3 protein-coding genes are annotated in these 17,549 nt (G+C 75.3%); all 3 read left to right on the forward strand.

What is annotated here, in order from left to right; all coding sequences use genetic code 11:
- Positions 1 to 3,025 (forward strand): SDR family NAD(P)-dependent oxidoreductase (locus SNR22_RS22245; RefSeq protein ID WP_320068574.1); only part of this gene is annotated, 3,025 nt, incomplete at its 5' end.
- 36 nt (positions 3,026 to 3,061) lie between these two features.
- Positions 3,062 to 8,041 (forward strand): type I polyketide synthase, encoded by a 4,980-nt coding sequence (locus tag SNR22_RS22250; protein WP_320068575.1) that lies wholly within the window; start codon positions 3,062 to 3,064, stop codon positions 8,039 to 8,041.
- A 47-nt stretch (positions 8,042 to 8,088) separates the two neighbouring features.
- Positions 8,089 to 17,532: a type I polyketide synthase gene (locus SNR22_RS22255; protein WP_320068576.1), complete on the forward strand. Its 9,444-nt coding sequence runs from the start codon at positions 8,089 to 8,091 to the stop codon at positions 17,530 to 17,532.
- The last annotated feature ends 17 nt before the right edge of the window (positions 17,533 to 17,549 follow it).

Below are 17,549 nucleotides of genomic sequence, written 5' to 3' on the forward strand. Positions count from 1 at the left end.
CGATCCGACCCGGTTGCTGACCAACCTGGCCACTGCGCACACGATCGGCCTGCCCGTCGACCTGACGGGGGTCCTCGCCGCGACCGACACCGTCGACCTGCCCACCTACGCGTTCGACTACCAGCGGTTCTGGCTCGACGCCCCCGCCCACCAGGTGCGGGACGTCAGCGCCGCCGGCCTCCAGGACGCCGCGCACCCACTGCTCAGCGCCGCCCTGACCTTTCCCGACAGCGAGCGGATGGTCTTCACCGGGCGGCTGTCGGTGCGTACCCACCCGTGGCTCGGCGAGCACCGGGTGATGGACAACATCCTGCTGCCCGGCACCGCGTTCGTGGAGCTGGCGGCGTACGCCGGGGAGCAGTCCGGCTGCCCGAGGGTGGAGGAGCTGACCCTGCTCGCCCCGCTCGTCCTGCCCGACCTCGGCGCGCTCCAGGTGCAGCTCACCGTGGGCGACCGGGACGACGACGGCCGGCGCGGCGTGCAACTGCACTCCCGCCCGTACCGGGACGGCTCCGACGAGATCCTCGCCGACGCGGGGTGGACCTGCCACGCCACCGGCCTGCTCGCCCCGCACCCGGCCGACGTGCCCGCGTTCGACCTCGGGGTGTGGCCGCCGCCCGGCGCGACCCCCGTCGACAGCGACCACTTCTACGCCGGCATCGAGGCGACCGTCTTCGGGTACGGCCCGGCGTTCCGTGGCCTGCGCGCCGCGTGGACCCGGGGGGACGAGGTCTTCGCCGAGGTGGAGCTGCCAGCCGACCACCACGCCGAGGCGGGCCGCTTCGGCGTGCACCCGGCGCTGCTGGACGGCGCGTTGCAGGCCATGTCGATCGGCGGCTTCCTCGGCAGGATGGGCGACGGCGCGGACGCCAGCGTGCCCCGGCTGCCGTTCGCCTGGACCGGGGTCACCCTGCTCGCCGCCGGGGCCACCGCCCTGCGGGTGCGCGTCTTCCCGGCCGGCCAGGTCGGGGTGGCCTTCCAGGTGGCCGACGCCACCGGTGCGCCGGTGCTGCACGCCGATTCGCTGATCATGCGCCGGGTCTCCGGCGACGCCCTCGGCGCGGCCCGCTCCGGCCGGCACGAGTCACTGTTCCAGGTGGACTGGCCGGTGCTGCCGGTGCCCGCAGGCCCGGTGCCGGCGGCCACCCGCTGGGTGGTGCTCGGCGGCGATGACCTCGCCCTCAGTGCCGCCTGCGAGTCGGCGGGCGTACGAGTGCGCGCCGACGTCGACCTGGACTCCCTCGGCGACCTCCTCGCCGGGGATGAGCCGGCCCCCGAGGCGGTTGTGGTCCCCGTCGGCGGGACCACGGATGACGACGCTGACCCGGGCCTCGCGGTGTGGGCGCGCGCCACGACGCACCGTACCCTCGCGGCGTTGCGGACCTGGCTCGCCGACGACCGGTTCGCCGGGTCCCGGCTGGTGCTGGTCACCCGCGACGCGGTCGCGGCGGGGGAGCGGCCGGCGGTCAACCTGCGCCAGGCGCCGGTGTGGGGCCTGGCACGCACCGCCCAGCTCGAGCACCCCGGCCGCCTCCAACTCATCGACCTCGACGACGACCCGGGCAGCGCCGGCGTGCTGGCCGCCGCCGTCGCCACCGCCGAGCCGCAGCTCGCCGTGCGGGCCGGGCAGGTCCGCACCCCGCGCCTCGGCCGGGTCCCCGCCGGCACGGAACCGCTGCCCGGCGGCATCGACCCCGACGGCACCGTGCTGATCACCGGCGGCACCGGCGTGCTCGGCCGCCTCCTGGCCCGGCACCTCGCCACCACCCACGGCGTGCGGCACCTGCTGCTGGCCGGGCGGCGTGGCGCGGCGGCCGACGGCATCGGCGACCTGGTCGCCGAGCTGGCCGGCATCGGTACGGAGGTGACCGTCGCCGCCTGCGACGCCGCCGACCCGGACGCTCTCGCGGCGCTGCTCGCCGGGGTGAGCGCCGAGCACCCGCTGACCGCCGTGGTGCACGCCGCCGGCGTCCTCGACGACGGGGTGCTGGAGTCGATGACCCCCGAACGGATCGACGCGGTGGCCGTGCCGAAGATCGACGCGGCGTGGCACCTGCACCGCCTCACCGAGGGCCTCGGCCTCGCGGCGTTCGTGCTCTTCTCCTCGGCGGCGGCCACCCTCGGCAGCGCCGGCCAGTCCAACTACGCGGCGGCGAACGCCTTCCTCGACGCCCTTGCCGCGCACCGACGGGCCCGTGGCCTCGCCGGCATCTCGCTGGCCTGGGGCCTGTGGGAGCAGGCCAGCGGCATGACCGGCCACCTCGGCGACGGCGACGTGCGGCGCATCGCCGAGCAGGGCACGGCGGGGCTGACCACCGAGCAGGCGCTGCACCTGTTCGACGCGGCCTGGCGGCTCGACGCGGCGGCCGTGGTGCCGATGCGGCTGGACGTCGGGACGCTGCGGGCGCAGGCCGGGGCCGGCGCCGTCGCTCCGATGCTCCGCGCCCTGGTCCGGGTGCCGCTGCGGCGCTCGGTCGACGCCACCGGCGCCCGCCCCGGCGGGGTGCCGCTCACCCAGCGGCTCGCCGGCCTGGCCGGCCCGGAGCGGTTCAAGGTGGTGCTCGACGTGGTCCGGGCGAACATCGCCGCCGTCCTCGGCCACGCCGGCGTCGACGCCGTCGACGCGAACCGGCTCTTCACCGACCTGGGCTTCGACTCGCTCACCGCCGTCGACCTGCGTAACCGGCTCAACGGCCTGTCCGGGCTGCGGCTGCCGGCCACGTTGGTCTTCGACTACCCGACGCCGACGGCGCTGGCCGAGCGGCTGACCGACGAGATCGCCGCCGATGCCGCGCCCTCCACCCAGCCGCTCTTCACGGGCATCGACACCGTGGAGAGCCTGCTCAGCACCATCCCGCTCGATCCGGTGGCCCGAGACCGGTTCACCGCCCGGATGCAGGAGCTGCTCGCCAAGGCGTCCGACCTGGCCGCCGGGCCCGCCCCGGAGGCGGACCGGCCCGACCTCGACTCGGCCAGCGACGACGAGATCTTCGACTTCATCAGCAAAGAGTTTGGAATCTCCTGAGATGACCGACTTCCGGATCGAGGCAGGTGCGGCCCGATGAGCGACGACAAGCTTCGGTACTTCCTCAAGCGGGTGACCGCCGACCTGCACGACACCAGGCGCAAGCTGCAGACCGTCGAGGCGCGCGACACCGAGCCCCTGGCCATCGTCTCGATGAGCTGCCGCTTTCCCGGCGGAGTGCGCTCGCCGGAGGATCTGTGGGACCTCGTCGCCGACAGCCGGGACGCCCTCACCGAGTTCCCCGACGACCGGGGCTGGGACGTGGAGGCGCTCTACGACCCCGACCCGAACAAGCCGGGTAAGAGCTACACCCGGGTCGGCGGGTTCCTCGACTCCGCGGGCGCGTTCGACCCCAACCTGTTCGGCATCTCCCCGCGCGAGGCCCTGGCCATGGACCCGCAGCAGCGGCTGCTGCTGGAGACGTCCTGGGAGGCCGTCGAGCGGGCCGGCATCGACCCGCTGTCGCTGCGCGGCAGCTCCACCGGCGTCTTCGTCGGGCTGAGCACCTCCAACTACGGGATGGGCCTGCCGTACGTCCCCGAGGGCGTCGACATGTACCTCGGCACCGGCAACACCACCAGCGTCGCCTCCGGCCGGATCTCGTTCACCCTCGGCCTCAACGGCCCGGCCGTCACCGTCGACACCGCCTGCTCGTCATCCCTGGTCGCCCTGCACCTCGCCGTGAACGCGCTGCGCCGCGGCGAGTGCGACCTGGCCCTCGCCGGCGGCGTCACGGTGATGGCCACCCCCGGCGTCTTCGTCGTCTTCTCCCGGCAGCGTGGCATGTCCGTCGACGGCCGGTGCAGGGCGTTCGCGGCCGGCGCGGACGGCACCGGCTGGGGCGAGGGCGGCGGCGTACTCGTCGTGGAGCGGCTCGCCGACGCCGAGCGCAACGGCCACCCCGTCCTCGCCGTGATCCGGGGCAGCGCCCTCAACCAGGACGGCGCGTCCAACGGGCTCACCGCTCCCAACGGCCCCTCCCAGCAGCGGGTCATCCGGCAGGCCCTCGCCAACGCCCGGCTCGGCACGGCCGACGTCGACATGGTCGAGGCGCACGGCACCGGCACCACCCTCGGCGATCCGATCGAGGCGCAGGCCCTCATCGCCACGTACGGGCAGGACCGCCCCGCCGACCGGCCGCTCTGGCTGGGCTCGGTGAAGTCGAACATCGGCCACACCCAGAGCGCCGCCGGCGTCGCCGGGCTGGTCAAGATGGTGATGGCGCTGCGCAACGGCGTCATGCCGGAGACCCTGCACGTCGACGAGCCGTCCACGCACGTGGACTGGACCGCCGGGGCGGTGTCCCTGCTCACCGAGCGCAGGCCGTGGCCGGAGCTGGACCGCCCCCGTCGCGGCGGCGTCTCCTCGTTCGGGGTCAGCGGCACCAACGCCCACGTGATCCTGGAGGAGTACCGGCCCCGCGTCGCCGGCCCGGAGACCGTGGAGGGCGAGGAAGCCGCCGAGCCCGCGCGTCGCCCCGGCCTGGTCGCCTCCGACGTGACCGTGTGGCCGGTGTCGGCCCGGTCCAGGGCCGCCCTCGCCGGCCAGGCCGCCCGGCTCACCCGGCACGTGCGCCGGCACGGCGACCTCGCCCCGGCGGCCGTGGGCTGGTCGCTGGCCACCACCCGGTCCACGTTCGACCACCGCGCCGCCGTGGTCGGCGCGGACGCCGAGGAGCTGCTGGTCGGCCTGGAGGCCCTGGCCGCCGGCCAGCCGGCCGGCAACCTCGTCACCGGCGCGGTCACCGGCACCGGTGCCGGCCCCGTCTTCGTCTTTCCCGGCCAGGGTGCGCAGTCGGCGCGGATGGCTGCCGGCCTGGTTGGTCGCACCCCCGTCTTCGACGAGCGGCTCGCGGAGTGCGGGCGGGCGTTGGCTCCGTACCTGGATGTGGATTTGGTGTCGGTGTTGACCGGCGATGACGAGTCGTGGTTGGACCGGGTGGAGGTGGTGCAGCCGGTGTTGTGGGCCGTCGGCGTCGCCTTGGCCGCCGTTTGGCGGGCGGCCGGCGTTGTGCCGCAGGCGGTGATCGGTCACTCGCAGGGCGAGATCGGTGCGGCGTGTGTGGCGGGGATCCTGTCCCTGGGGGATGCGGCGAAGGCGGTGGCGTTGCGTTCGCGGGCGTTGGTGGTGTTGCGGGGTACGGGGGCGATGGCGTCGGTGGATCTGTCGGCCGAGGTGGTGGCTGAGCGGTTGGCTGGTTTCCCCGGGGTGGGGGTGGCGGCGGTGAACGGCCCCGGCACGGTGGTGGTGTCGGGTCCGCCGCAGTCGGTGGCGGATCTGGTGCAGGCGTGTCAGGCCGGGGACGTGCGGGCGCGGTTGATTCCGGTGGATTATGCGTCGCATTCGGAGTCGGTCCAGGAGGTCGCCGAGCGGCTGCGCTCCGATCTGGCGGATGTGACTCCGTTGGTCGGGCACACCCGGTTGGTGTCGACGTTGACTGGTGAGTGGGTCGAGCCGGAGAGCATGACCGCCGATTACTGGTATGAGAATTTGCGGCGGACGGTGCGGTTCGATGCGGCGGTGCGGGTGGCGGTGGAGGCGGGGCACACCACGTTTGTGGAGATTAGTCCGCATCCGGTGTTGATGATGCCGGTGACGGCGATTCTGGATGATGCGGGTGTCACGGGGCATGTCCTGGGCAGTCTGCGGCGGGGTGACGACGATCCGACCCGGTTGCTGACCAACCTGGCCACTGCGCACACGATCGGTCTGCCCGTCGACCTGACGGGGGTCCTCGCCGCGACCGACACCGTCGACCTGCCCACCTACGCCTTCGACCACCAGCAGTTCTGGCTCGACGGCAGCGGCGGCGTCGAGCTGGAGGCCCCGCCCCAGGGCGCGGCCGACCCGGGCGACGCCGGCTTCTGGGCCGCCGTGGAACGCGGGGACGTCACCGCCCTCGCCGAGACCGTCGCCACCGAGGACATCCCGATCGACCAGGCCCTCGACGCGCTGCTCCCGGCCCTGCCGCTACTCACCTCCTGGCGCCGGCAGCGCCGCCGCCAGTCCGACATCGACAGCTGGCGGTACCAGGACACCTGGAAGCCGCTGACCGGCGTCACCACCCGGGGCATGACCGGCACCTGGCTCGTCGTCCTGCCCACCGGCGACATCGTCGAGCCCTGGCAGGACGCCTGCGTCGAGGCGCTCGAGGCGGCCGGCGCGACCATCGTCGCGGTTCCCGTCGCCACCACCGACGTCGACCGTGACCTGCTCGGAAAGCTGCTGCGGGAGGCCCTCGTCGCCGCCCCCGGCCAGGGCGACGAGCCCGCCGAGGTGACCGGGGTGGTGTCACTGCTCGCCTTCGACGAGCTGGCCCACCCGCTGTACCCGTCCGTGCCCGGCGGCTTCGCCGCCACCGTCGCGCTCTTCCAGGCCCTCGGCGACGTCGGGCTGCGCGCCCCCATGTGGGCCGTCACCTCCGGCGCCGCCTCCGTCGGCCGGACCGACCTGCTGCGTTCCCCGGTGCAGGCGCTGGTCTGGGGCTTCGGCCGGGTCGCCGCGCTGGAGCACCCGCAGCGCTGGGGCGGCCTCGTGGACCTGCCCGAGGCCGTCGAGGAACGCTCCGCCGGCCTGCTGGTCGCGGCCCTCACCGCCGCCGGGGAGGAGGACCAGATCGCGGTACGCCCCGGCGGCCTGCTCACCCGCCGGCTCACCCGCGTGCCGCTGGGCGACAGCCGGCCCTCGAACCAGTGGGAGCCCTCCGGCACTGCGCTGGTCACCGGTGGCACCGGCGCACTCGGTGGGCACGCCGCCCGCTGGCTGGCCCGCATCGGGGTGGAGAACATCGTCGTCGTCAGCCGGCGGGGCATGGCCGCGCCGGGTGCCCAGCAACTCGTCGACGACCTCACCACGCTGGGCGCGCGGGCGAGCGTGGTCGAGTGCGACGCCTCCGACCGGGACGCGCTGGCCGACCTGATCGAGTCGATCCCCGCGGAATACCCGCTCACCACCGTCGTGCACGCCTCCGCGGTGCTGGACGACGCCCTGATCAACGACATCCGGATCGAGCAGATCGAGCGGGTGCTCCAGGCCAAGGTCGACGTCGCGTACCACCTGCACGAGCTGACCCTCGACCTGGACCTCTCCGCGTTCATCATGTTCTCGTCGTTCGCCGGCAGCGTGGCCAGCTCCGGCGTCGGCAACTACGCCCCGAGCAACGCGTTCCTCGACGCGCTCGCCCAGCACCGGCGGGGCCTCGGTCTGCCCGCCACCTCCGTCGCCTGGGGCGCCTGGGCCGGCGGCGGCATGGCCGAGGGGCCGTTCGGGGAGCTGCTGCACCGGCACGGCGTACCGGAGATGGCCCCCGAGGCGGCCATCGCGGCGCTGCACCAGGCCGTGGAGCACGGCGAGGCGTTCCTCACCATCGCCGACATCTCCTGGGAACGCTTCTCCGTCGCCTTCACGGCCACCCGGCCCGGCCCGCTGATCAGCGACCTGCCGGACGTGCGCCGGCTCGCCGCCGCCGAGACGGTCGCCGGCGTGGAGGCGGGCGACGGCCCGGAGTCGTTGCAGGACCGGCTCGCCGCGTTGCCCGCCGCCGACCGGCTCGCCGCGCTGCTCGCCCTGGTCCGCAACCAGGTCGCCGCCACGCTCAACTACCCCTCCGCCGAGTCGGTCGACGAGCACCGGGCGTTCCGGGAGTTGGGCTTCGACTCCGTCACCGCCGTCGAGCTGCGCAACCGGCTCGGCTCGGCCACCGGGGTGGCCCTGCCCGTCACCCTGGTCTTCGACTACCCGACGCCGACGACCCTCGCGGAGTACCTCTTCGCCGAGGTCGCCCACGACGACGTGGTCACCCCGACCGTCCTGCTCGACGACCTCGACCGGATCGCCGACAGCCTCGACGTCGTGGCGCGCGACGAGGCGGCACGAATGCGGGCCACCGTGCGCCTGCAGGCGATGCTCTCCCGCCTCGGCCAGGCCAGTGGTGGCGCGGACATCGGCCGGCACCTCACCGAAGCCACCGACGACGAACTGTTCGCCATGGTGGACAAGGACCTCGGCATCTCCTGACCCGCTCCGGCTCTGTCCCGTCCCTCCCGAGGAAGCGGCACCCCCCGATGGCCAATGAAGACAAGCTCCGCGACTACCTCAAGCGGGTCATGGCTGATCTCCACGACACCCGCCGCCGACTCAGTGAGGCACAGTCCCAGGAGCTGGAGCCGGTGGCGATCGTGGCGATGAGCTGCCGGCTGCCCGGCGGGGTGCGCAACCCCGACGAGTTGTGGGAGCTGCTGAGCGACGGTCGGGACGCGATCGCGCCCTTCCCCACCGACCGGGGCTGGGACACCGAGCGGCTCTACCACCCCGACCCCGACCATTCGGGCACCTCGTACGCCCGGGAGGGCGGGTTCGTCGACGGGGCCGGGGACTTCGACTCCGCCTTCTTCGGCATCTCGCCCCGCGAGGCGCTGACCATGGACCCGCAGCAGCGGCTGCTGCTCGAGACCTCGTGGGAGGCCGTCGAGTCCGCCGGGATCGACCCCGCCGTGCTGCGCGGCAGCCGGACCGGGGTGTTCGTCGGCACCAACGGGCAGGACTACGGCACGCTGCTGATGATGTCGCCCGACGGCGACGAGGGGCACTCGATGACCGGGGGTGCGGCGGCCGTCGCGTCGGGCCGGATCTCGTACACCCTCGGGCTGGAGGGGCCGGCGGTGTCCATCGACACGGCCTGCTCCTCCTCGCTGGTGGCGTTGCACCTCGCCGTGCAGGCGCTGCGGGCGGGAGAGTGTGACCTGGCGCTGGCCGGCGGGGTGACCCTGATGGCCACCCCCGGCCTCTTTGTCGGGTCGAGCCGGCAACGCGCACTCTCCCCGGACGGGCGGTGCAAGTCCTTCGCGGCCGGCGCCGACGGCGCCGGGTTCTCCGAGGGCGTCGGCTGGCTGCTGGTCGAGCGGCTGTCCGACGCCCGCCGCAACGGGCACCGCGTCCTCGCGGTGGTCCGCGGCTCCGCCGTCAACCAGGACGGCGCGTCCAACGGGCTCACCGCCCCGAACGGGCCCGCGCAGCAGCGGGTGATCAGCCAGGCCCTCGCCTCGGCGCGACTCTCCACCGCGGACGTCGACGTGCTGGAGGCGCACGGCACCGGCACGACGCTGGGCGACCCGATCGAGGCGCAGGCGCTCATCGCCACGTACGGGCAGGACCGGGGGGAGGCCGCGCCGCTGCTGCTCGGTTCGGTGAAGTCGAACATCGGCCACGCCCAGGCCGCCGCCGGGGTGGCCGGCATCATCAAGATGGTGCTGGCCATGCGGCACGGGGTCGTCCCGGCGACGCTGCACATCGACGAGCCCTCCCCGCACATCGACTGGACGGCCGGCGCGGTGGAACTGACCACCGAGGCGCGGCCGTGGCCCGAGACGGGCCGGGCCCGGCGGGCCGCCGTCTCCTCCTTCGGCATTTCCGGCACCAACGCCCACGTGATCATCGAGCAGGCCGACGACGAGCCGGCCGCCGCCCCCACCACGGCCCCGGGGCTGGTCGCCTCGGACGTGACGGTGTGGACGGTGTCGGCCCGGTCCAGGTCCGCCCTCGTCGGCCAGGCAACCCGGTTGGCGTCGTACGTGCGGGGGCGCGACGGCCTGGACCCGGCGGCGGTGGGCTGGTCCCTGGCGGCCACCCGGTCGACGTTCGAGCAGCGGGCCGCCGTGGTCGGTTCGACCGTCGATGAGCTGCTGGCCGGCCTGGACGCCCTGGCCGCGGGTGCGCCGGTCGGCAACGTGGTCTCCGGCGCGGCGGCGGGCCCGGGCGCGGGCCCGGTGTTCGTGTTCCCGGGTCAGGGTGCGCAGTCGGCGCGGATGGCGGCCGGTCTGGTGGGTCGGACCCCGGTGTTCGACGCGAGGTTGGCGCAGTGCCAGCGTGCGCTGGCCCCCTACCTGGACGTGGATCTCGTCTCCGTGCTGACCGGCGAGGACGAGTCGTGGCTGGACCAGGTCGAGGTCGTCCAGCCGGTGCTGTGGGCCGTCGGGATCGCCCTGGCGGCCGTCTGGCGGCAGGCGGGGGTGGCGCCGCAGGCGGTCATCGGCCACTCGCAGGGTGAGATCGGTGCGGCCTGCGTGGCGGGGATCCTGACCCTGGACGACGCGGCGAAGACCGTCGCCCTGCGCTCCCGCGCCCTCGCGGTGCTGCGCGGCACGGGGGCGATGGCATCGGTGGACCTATCCGCCGACGCGGTCACCGCCCGCCTCGCGCGGTTCCCCGGCGTGGGCGTCGCGGCCGTCAACGGTCCGGGCACCGTCGTGGTGTCCGGGCCGCCGCAGCCGGTGGCGGACCTGGTGCAGGCGTGCACCGACGACGGGCTCCGGGCAAGGCTGATCCCGGTGGACTACGCGTCGCACTCCGCGTCGGTGCAGGAGGTCGCCGAGCAGTTGCGGGCGGACCTGGCCGACGTGGCCCCGCAGGCCGGTGACGTCCGGCTGGTGTCCACCCTGACCGGGGACTGGGTCGACCCGACCTCCATGGGCGCGCAGTACTGGTACGACAACCTGCGGCAGACCGTACGGTTCGACGCGGCGGTGCGGGTGGCGATCGACGCCGGTCACCGCGCCTTCGTGGAGATCAGCCCGCACCCGGTGCTGACGATGCCGGTGACGGCGATCCTCGACGACACCGCTACCACCGGGCACACCCTGGGCAGCCTGCGGCGCGGTGACGACGACGCGGTGCGGCTGCTGACGAACCTGGCCACCGCGTACGCCATCGGCCTGCCCGTCGACCTGACGAAGGTGCTCGCCGCCACGGCCACCGTCGACCTGCCCACCTACGCCTTCGAGCATCAGCGGTACTGGCCCGCGCCGCCGCTCTTCCTCGCCCAGCTCGACGACGAGCCGGACATCGACCGGTGGCGTTACCGGATCACCTGGCCGGCCCTGCCCGACCTGCCGCTGGACCGGCTCGACGGGACCTGGCTGGTGCCGGTCCCCGCCGCGCTGGCCGAGGACCCGATCGTCGTTGACGTGCTCGGCGCGCTCGGCAACGTCGGCGCGGAAGTCGTACCCGTCGAGGTGGACGCGACCACCGACCCGACCGCGCTGGCCGACCTGCTGCGCGCCGCGCTCCCCGCCGACGGCGCCCCCGTCACGGTGCTGTCGCTGCTCGGGCTCGACGAGCGGGCACACCCGGAACACCCCGCCACCACGCTGGGCGTCACCGGTACGGTCCTGCTGGTGCGGGCCCTCGGGTCGCTCGACGTCGCGGCGCCGCTGTGGTGCGCCACCCGGCGGGCCGTCGCCGTCGACGCCGGGGATTTGGCACCGAACCCGACCGCCGCCGCGGTCTGGGGCCTCGGCCGCGCGGTCGCCCTGGAACACCCCGTCCGCTGGGGCGGCCTGGTCGACCTGCCGGAGACCCTCGACCCGTGGACCGGGATCCGGCTCTGCGCCGCGCTCGGCGACAGCGGCGGCGAGGACCAGCTCGCCGTCCGCGACTCCGGGGTCTTCGCCCGCCGGCTCACCCGGATCACCGAGCCCGAACCGGCCACGTCCGGCGACTCGGCGGACGACGGCGGGCGGATGCGCGGCACCGTGCTGATCACCGGGGGCACCGGCGGGCTGGGCGGACACCTGGCCCGCTGGGCGGCCCGCTCCGGTGCCGCGCACGTCCTGCTGGCCAGCCGGCGCGGCCCGGCCGCCCCGGGCGCGGCCGAGCTGGAGGCGGAGCTGACCGACCTCGGCGTACGGGTCACCGTCGCCGCCTGCGACGTCACCGACCGGGGGCAACTCGCCGACCTGCTGGCCGGCGTCCCCGCCGACGTCCCGCTGAGCGCCGTGCTGCACACCGCTGCCGTCCTCGACGACGGGATCGTCGACACCGCCACCCCGCAGCGCCTGCACACCGTCGCCGCGCCCAAGTGCGTCGCCGCCGTCCACCTGGACGAGCTGACCCGCGACCTGGACCTGGACGCCTTCGTGCTCTTCTCCTCGGTCGCCGGCACCACGGGCAACGCCGGGCAGGGCGCGTACGGGGCGGCGAACGCCTTCCTCGACGCCCTCGCCGAGCGGCGCCGGGCCGAGGGCCGGCCGGCCCTCTCGGTGGCCTGGGGCGCGTGGAGCGGGGCCGGCCTGCCCGCCGACAACGAGCGTGCCCAGCAGCGGCTGCGCCGGGGCGGCATGGTCGGCATGGACCCCGACCTGGCCGTCGAGGCGCTGGCCAGGGCGCTGCATCGCGGCGAGACGACCACGCTGATCGCCGACATCGACTGGGGGCGGTTCGCCCCCGCGTTCACCCTGGTCCGGCCCAGCCCGCTGATCGCCGACCTCGACGAGGTGCGCGAGGCGACCCGGCAGGTCACCCCGGAGGCCGCCGAGGCCGACGAGGCGGACGTACCGTCGGCGCTGGCCCGGCGGCTCGCCGGGCACACCCCGGCGGAGCGCGCCGCGTCGCTGCTGGAACTGGTCCGCCAGTGCGCGGCGACCGCGCTGGGCTACGGGGCGGCCGACGACATCCCGGCCACCCGGCCCTTCCGGGATCTGGGCCTGGACTCGCTGACCGCCGTGGACATGCGCAACTTCCTGGCCACCGCCACCGACCTGCGGCTGCCCGCCACGCTCGCCTTCGACTACCCCAACCCGACGGCGCTCGCCGCGCACCTGGACGAGCTGCTCACCGGTGCCGCCCCCGACGTGGCCGCCCTGACCCCGGCGGCACCGGCCGTGGACGGCGAGCCGATCGCCATCGTGGCGATGAGCTGCCGCCTGCCCGGCGGGGCGGACAACCCGGAGCAGCTCTGGCAGCTCCTCGCCGCCGGCGGCGACGCGATCGGCGAGTTCCCCACCGACCGGGGCTGGGACCTCGACCGGCTCTTCGACTCCGACCCGGAGAACGAGGGCACCAGCTACGCCAGCGAGGGCGGCTTCGTCACCGGGGTCGCCGACTTCGACCCCGGCTTCTTCGGCATCAGCCCCCGCGAGGCCCTGGCCATGGACCCGCAGCAGCGGCTGCTGCTGGAGGCGTCCTGGGAGGCGATCGAGCGGGCCGGCATCGACCCGCAGGCGCTGCGCGGCAGCCCCACCGGCGTCTTCGTCGGCACCAACTACCAGGACTACCGCAACCTCATGTTCAGCGCCGAGGGCGCCGAGGGGCACCTGATGACCGGCAACGCCGGCAGCGTGCTGTCGGGCCGGGTGTCGTACGCCCTCGGGCTGGAGGGCCCCGCCGTCTCGGTGGACACCGCCTGCTCCTCGTCGCTGGTCGCCCTGCACTGGGCCTGCCAGGCGCTGCGACAGGCGGAGTGCTCCCTCGCCCTGGTCGGCGGCGTCACCGTGATGTCCACCCCCGGCGTGTTCGTCGGCTTCAGCCGGCAGCGGGGGCTGGCCCCGGACAGCCGGGTCAAGGCGTTCGCCTCCGCCGCCGACGGGACGAGCTGGGGCGAGGGCCTCGGCCTGCTGCTGGTCGAACGGCTCTCCGACGCCCAGCGCAACGGCCACCCCGTGCTCGCGGTGATCCGGGGCAGCGCCGTCAACCAGGACGGCGCGTCCAACGGCCTCACCGCGCCCAACGGGCCCTCGCAGCAGCGGGTGATTCGGCAGGCCCTCGCCAACGCCGGCCTCACCCCGGCCGACGTGGACGCCGTCGAGGCGCACGGCACCGGCACCAAGCTCGGCGACCCGATCGAGGCGCAGGCCCTGCTCGCCACGTACGGCCGGGAACGCCCCGCCGACCAGCCGCTCTGGCTCGGGTCGATCAAGTCGAACATCGGGCACACCCAGGCCGCCGCCGGGGTCGCCGGCATCATCAAGATGGTCCTGGCCCTGCGCTACGGCTACCTGCCGCAGACCCTGCACGTCGACGAGCCGACCGACCAGGTGGACTGGAGTGTCGGCGCGGTCGAGCTGCTCGACGAGGGCCGGCCGTGGCCGGTCACCGACCACCCCCGGCGGGCCGCCGTCTCCTCATTCGGGATCAGCGGCACCAACGCGCACACGATCCTGGAGCAGGCCCCCGAGCTGCCCGAGCCGGCCGAGCCGGCCGGGAACCCGGGCCGGCTGCCGGTGGTGCCGGTGCTGTTGTCGGCGCGTACCGCGGCAGGGCTGGCCGCCCAGGCGGGCCCGTGGGCGGACCGGCTCACCGGGCCGGAGGCCCCGCCGACGGTCGACGTCGGCTGGTCGTCCGTGGTGTCCCGGGCCGCCCTGGAGCACCGGGCCGTCGTCCTCGCCACCGACCGGATCGCGCTGCGCACCGGCCTGCGCGCCCTGGGCTCCGGCGAGGACTCGCCGCTGGTGGTCACCGGCGCGGTCGCGCCCCGGCCGAAGGTGGCGTACCTGTTCTCCGGGCAGGGCGCGCAGCGGCCCGGGATGGGCCGTGAGTTGGCCGCCGCGTTCCCGGCCTTCGCCGCTGCCCTCGACGAGGTGTGCGCCGCCCTCGACCCGCACCTGCCCGCGCCGCTGAAGCCCGTGCTGTTCGCCGAGCCCGGCTCGCCCGACGCGGCGCTGCTGGACCGCACCGAGTTCACCCAGCCGGCGCTCTTCGCCGTCGAGGTGGCGCTGTTCCGGCTGCTGGCGGCGTGGGGTGTGCGCCCCGACGCGGTCGCCGGGCACTCCATCGGCGAGTTCGCCGCCGCGTACGCCGCCGGGGTGCTCTCCCTGGCCGACGCCGCCGAGCTGGTCGCCGCCCGGGGGCGGCTGATGCAGGCGTTGCCCGACGGCGGGGCCATGCTCGCCGTCGCCGCCGCCGAGGCCGACGTGGTCGCCTCGCTCGGCGACCACGCCGACCGGGTCTCCGTCGCCGCCGTCAACGGCCCCGCCGCCGTGGTGGTCTCCGGGGCCGGCGACGCCGTCGAGGAGCTGGCCGCGCAGTGGTCGGCCCGGGGCGTACGCGTCCGGCGGCTGACCGTCAGCCACGCCTTTCACAGCCCGCTGATGGACCCGGTGCTCGACGACCTCGCCGCCGTCGCCGGCCGGCTTGCCTACCAGGACCCCACGGTGCCGATGGTCTCCACGGTCACTGGCGCGCCGGTGGACGCGGCGCGGCTCGGCGAGGCGGCGTACTGGGTGCGGCACGCCCGCGACACGGTGCGCTTCGCCGACGCCGTCGCGGCCCTGCGGGCCCAGGGCTGCACCGGATACGTCGAGATCGGCCCCGACGGGGTGCTCACCGCCCTGACCCAGGCAGTCCTCGCCGAGGGCGCCCCGGCCGGTGGCCGGGCCCCGCTGGTCGTGCCGACGCTCCGCCGGGACCGGCCGGAGCCGGCCGCCCTGCTGCGGGCCGTCGCGGCGCTGCACACCCATGGCGTCTCCCCGGACTGGTCGGCGCTGTACGAGGGCACCGGCGCCCAGGAGGCGGACCTGCCGACGTACGTCTTCGACCGGCAGCGCTACTGGCCCGAGCCGCCGGTGTGGGCCAACCGCACCGCCGAGGACGACAGCACCGAGGTCGAGCGCCGGTTCTGGGCGGCGGTCGAGGCCGAGGACTTCGACTCCCTGGCCCGTGAGCTGGACGTGGACCGGGACCAGCCGTTCGGGGCGGTGCTGCCGGCGCTGTCGGCGTGGCGGCGACGCGGCCGGGAACGGTCCCTGGTGGACGACGCCCGGTACCGGGCGGTCTGGGAGCCGCTCGCCGGGACGTCTACCGAGCAGGAACCCGGCTCCTGGCTGGTGCTGCTGCCCGCCGACCGGGCCGACGACCCGGGCCTGGACTCCTGCACCTGGACCCTCGGCGCCGACGTGACCATCGTGCCCGTCGACACCGCCGCCGACCCCGACGACCTGGGCGGACAGCTCGCCGACGTGGTCGGCGAGGCGCTTGAGGCGGCCGACGGGACGCTGTCGATCCTGTCCTTCCTCGGCCTGGACGACGCCTCGCACGCCGAGCACCCGGCGCTGACCCGGGGCCTCGCCGCGACCGTCCACCTGCTCCAGGAGCTGACCGACACCGAGGCGTCGGCCCGGCTCTGGTGCGTCACGCAGGGCGCGGTCGGCGTCGGCGACGGCGACGTGCCGGTGAACCCCCGCCAGGCGATGCTGTGGGGGCTGGGCCGGGTGGCCGCGCTGGAGCAGTCCGCCCGCTGGGCCGGGCTGGTCGATCTACCCACCACCGTGGAGAGCTGGACGGGGATGCGGCTCGGCGGCATCCTCACCGGCGGCGTCGCGGAGGACCAGCTCGCCGTCCGCGAGTCCGGTGTGCTGGTCCGCCGGCTCGTCCCGGCCGTCACCGCCGGGGACCCCGCGCCGTGGCAGCCCCGGGGCACGGTGCTGATCACCGGCGGCACCGGCGCGCTCGGCGGGCACGTGGCCCGCTGGGTGGCGAGGGCCGGCGCGGAACGGGTCGTGCTGACCGGCCGGCGCGGCGCCGCCACCCCCGGCGCGGCCGAACTGCTGGCCGAGCTCGAGGGCCTCGGCGTCGAGGGCCGCATCGCCCGGTGCGACGCCGCCGACCGGGACGCCATGACCGACCTGGTGGCCGAGCTGCGGCGGGAGGGCCCGCCGCTGCGGGCGGTGGTGCACGCCGCCGGCGTCAGCGAGGTGGTGCCGCTGGCCGACACCACCCTGGAGGACCTCGCCTACGTCATCGCCCCGAAGCTGGTCGGCGCCGAGCTCCTCGACGAACTCCTCGACGGCGTCGAGCTGGACGCGTTCGTGCTCTTCTCGTCCATCGCGGCCGTGTGGGGCAGCGGCGGGCAGGGCGCGTACGCGGCCGGCAACGCGTACCTCGACGCGCTGGCCGAGCACCGGCACGGCCGGGGACTGCCGGCCACGTCGGTGGCCTGGGGCCCGTGGAGCGAGTCGGGCATGTTCTCCGACGGAGCGCCCGAGCAGCTGCGCCGCCGCGGCCTGCGGGTGATGCCGCCGGGCGTGGCGATGGCCGGACTGCGGCACGCCCTCGCCGCCGGGGACGTCACCGTCGCCGTCGTCGACGTCGACTGGGCCACCTTCCACCCGCTCTTCACCGCGCTGCGGCCCAGCGCGTTGCTGGCCGACCTGCCGGCCCTGCGGGCTGTGCCGGCGACTGTCGCCGACGGCCCGGCGCCGGCCGATTCGGCCACCCGGGACCTGCTCGCCGGGCTGCGCCCGCTGCCCGCGGAGGAACGGCGGGCCGCCCTGCTGGAGATGGTGCGGGTGGACGCGGCGAAGGTGCTGGGCCACTCCTCCGGCGACGTGATCGACACCGACCGGGGCTTCCTCGACCTCGGCTTCGACTCGCTGACGGCCGTGGAGCTGCGCAACCTGCTCACCGCGGCGACCGGGCACGAGCTGCCCACCACGGTCGTCTTCGACTACCCGACCCCGGCCGGCCTCGCCGACCACCTGCACGAGGAGCTGTTCCCCGACGGCGGGACGGGCGCCGGTGACGGCGGGGACGAGGAGTCGGTCCGCCGGGTCCTCGCCGCGATCCCGCTGGACCAGCTCCGCCAGGCCGGCCTGCTCGACCAGCTCCTGCAGCTGGCCCGCACGGTCACCGGCCCGGCCGCCCCGGTGTCCGCCGCGTCGCCTGCGCCGGAGGCGGAGATCCGTGAACTCGACGTCGCCGGCCTGGTCCGGATGGCCATGGAAGGCACCGACTCGTGACCCGGCTGGCCGCAAGG

The sequence above is a fragment of the Micromonospora sp. RTGN7 genome, from assembly GCF_033804645.1.
Lineage (GTDB): Bacteria > Actinomycetota > Actinomycetes > Mycobacteriales > Micromonosporaceae > Micromonospora.

Excerpts from the sequence above, each read along its gene's own strand:
- SNR22_RS22250 (WP_320068575.1), top strand. The coding sequence starts at position 3,062 with ATGAGCGACGACAAGCTTCGGTACTTCCTCAAGCGGGTGACCGCCGAC.
- SNR22_RS22255 (WP_320068576.1), top strand. The coding sequence starts at position 8,089 with ATGGCCAATGAAGACAAGCTCCGCGACTACCTCAAGCGGGTCATGGCT.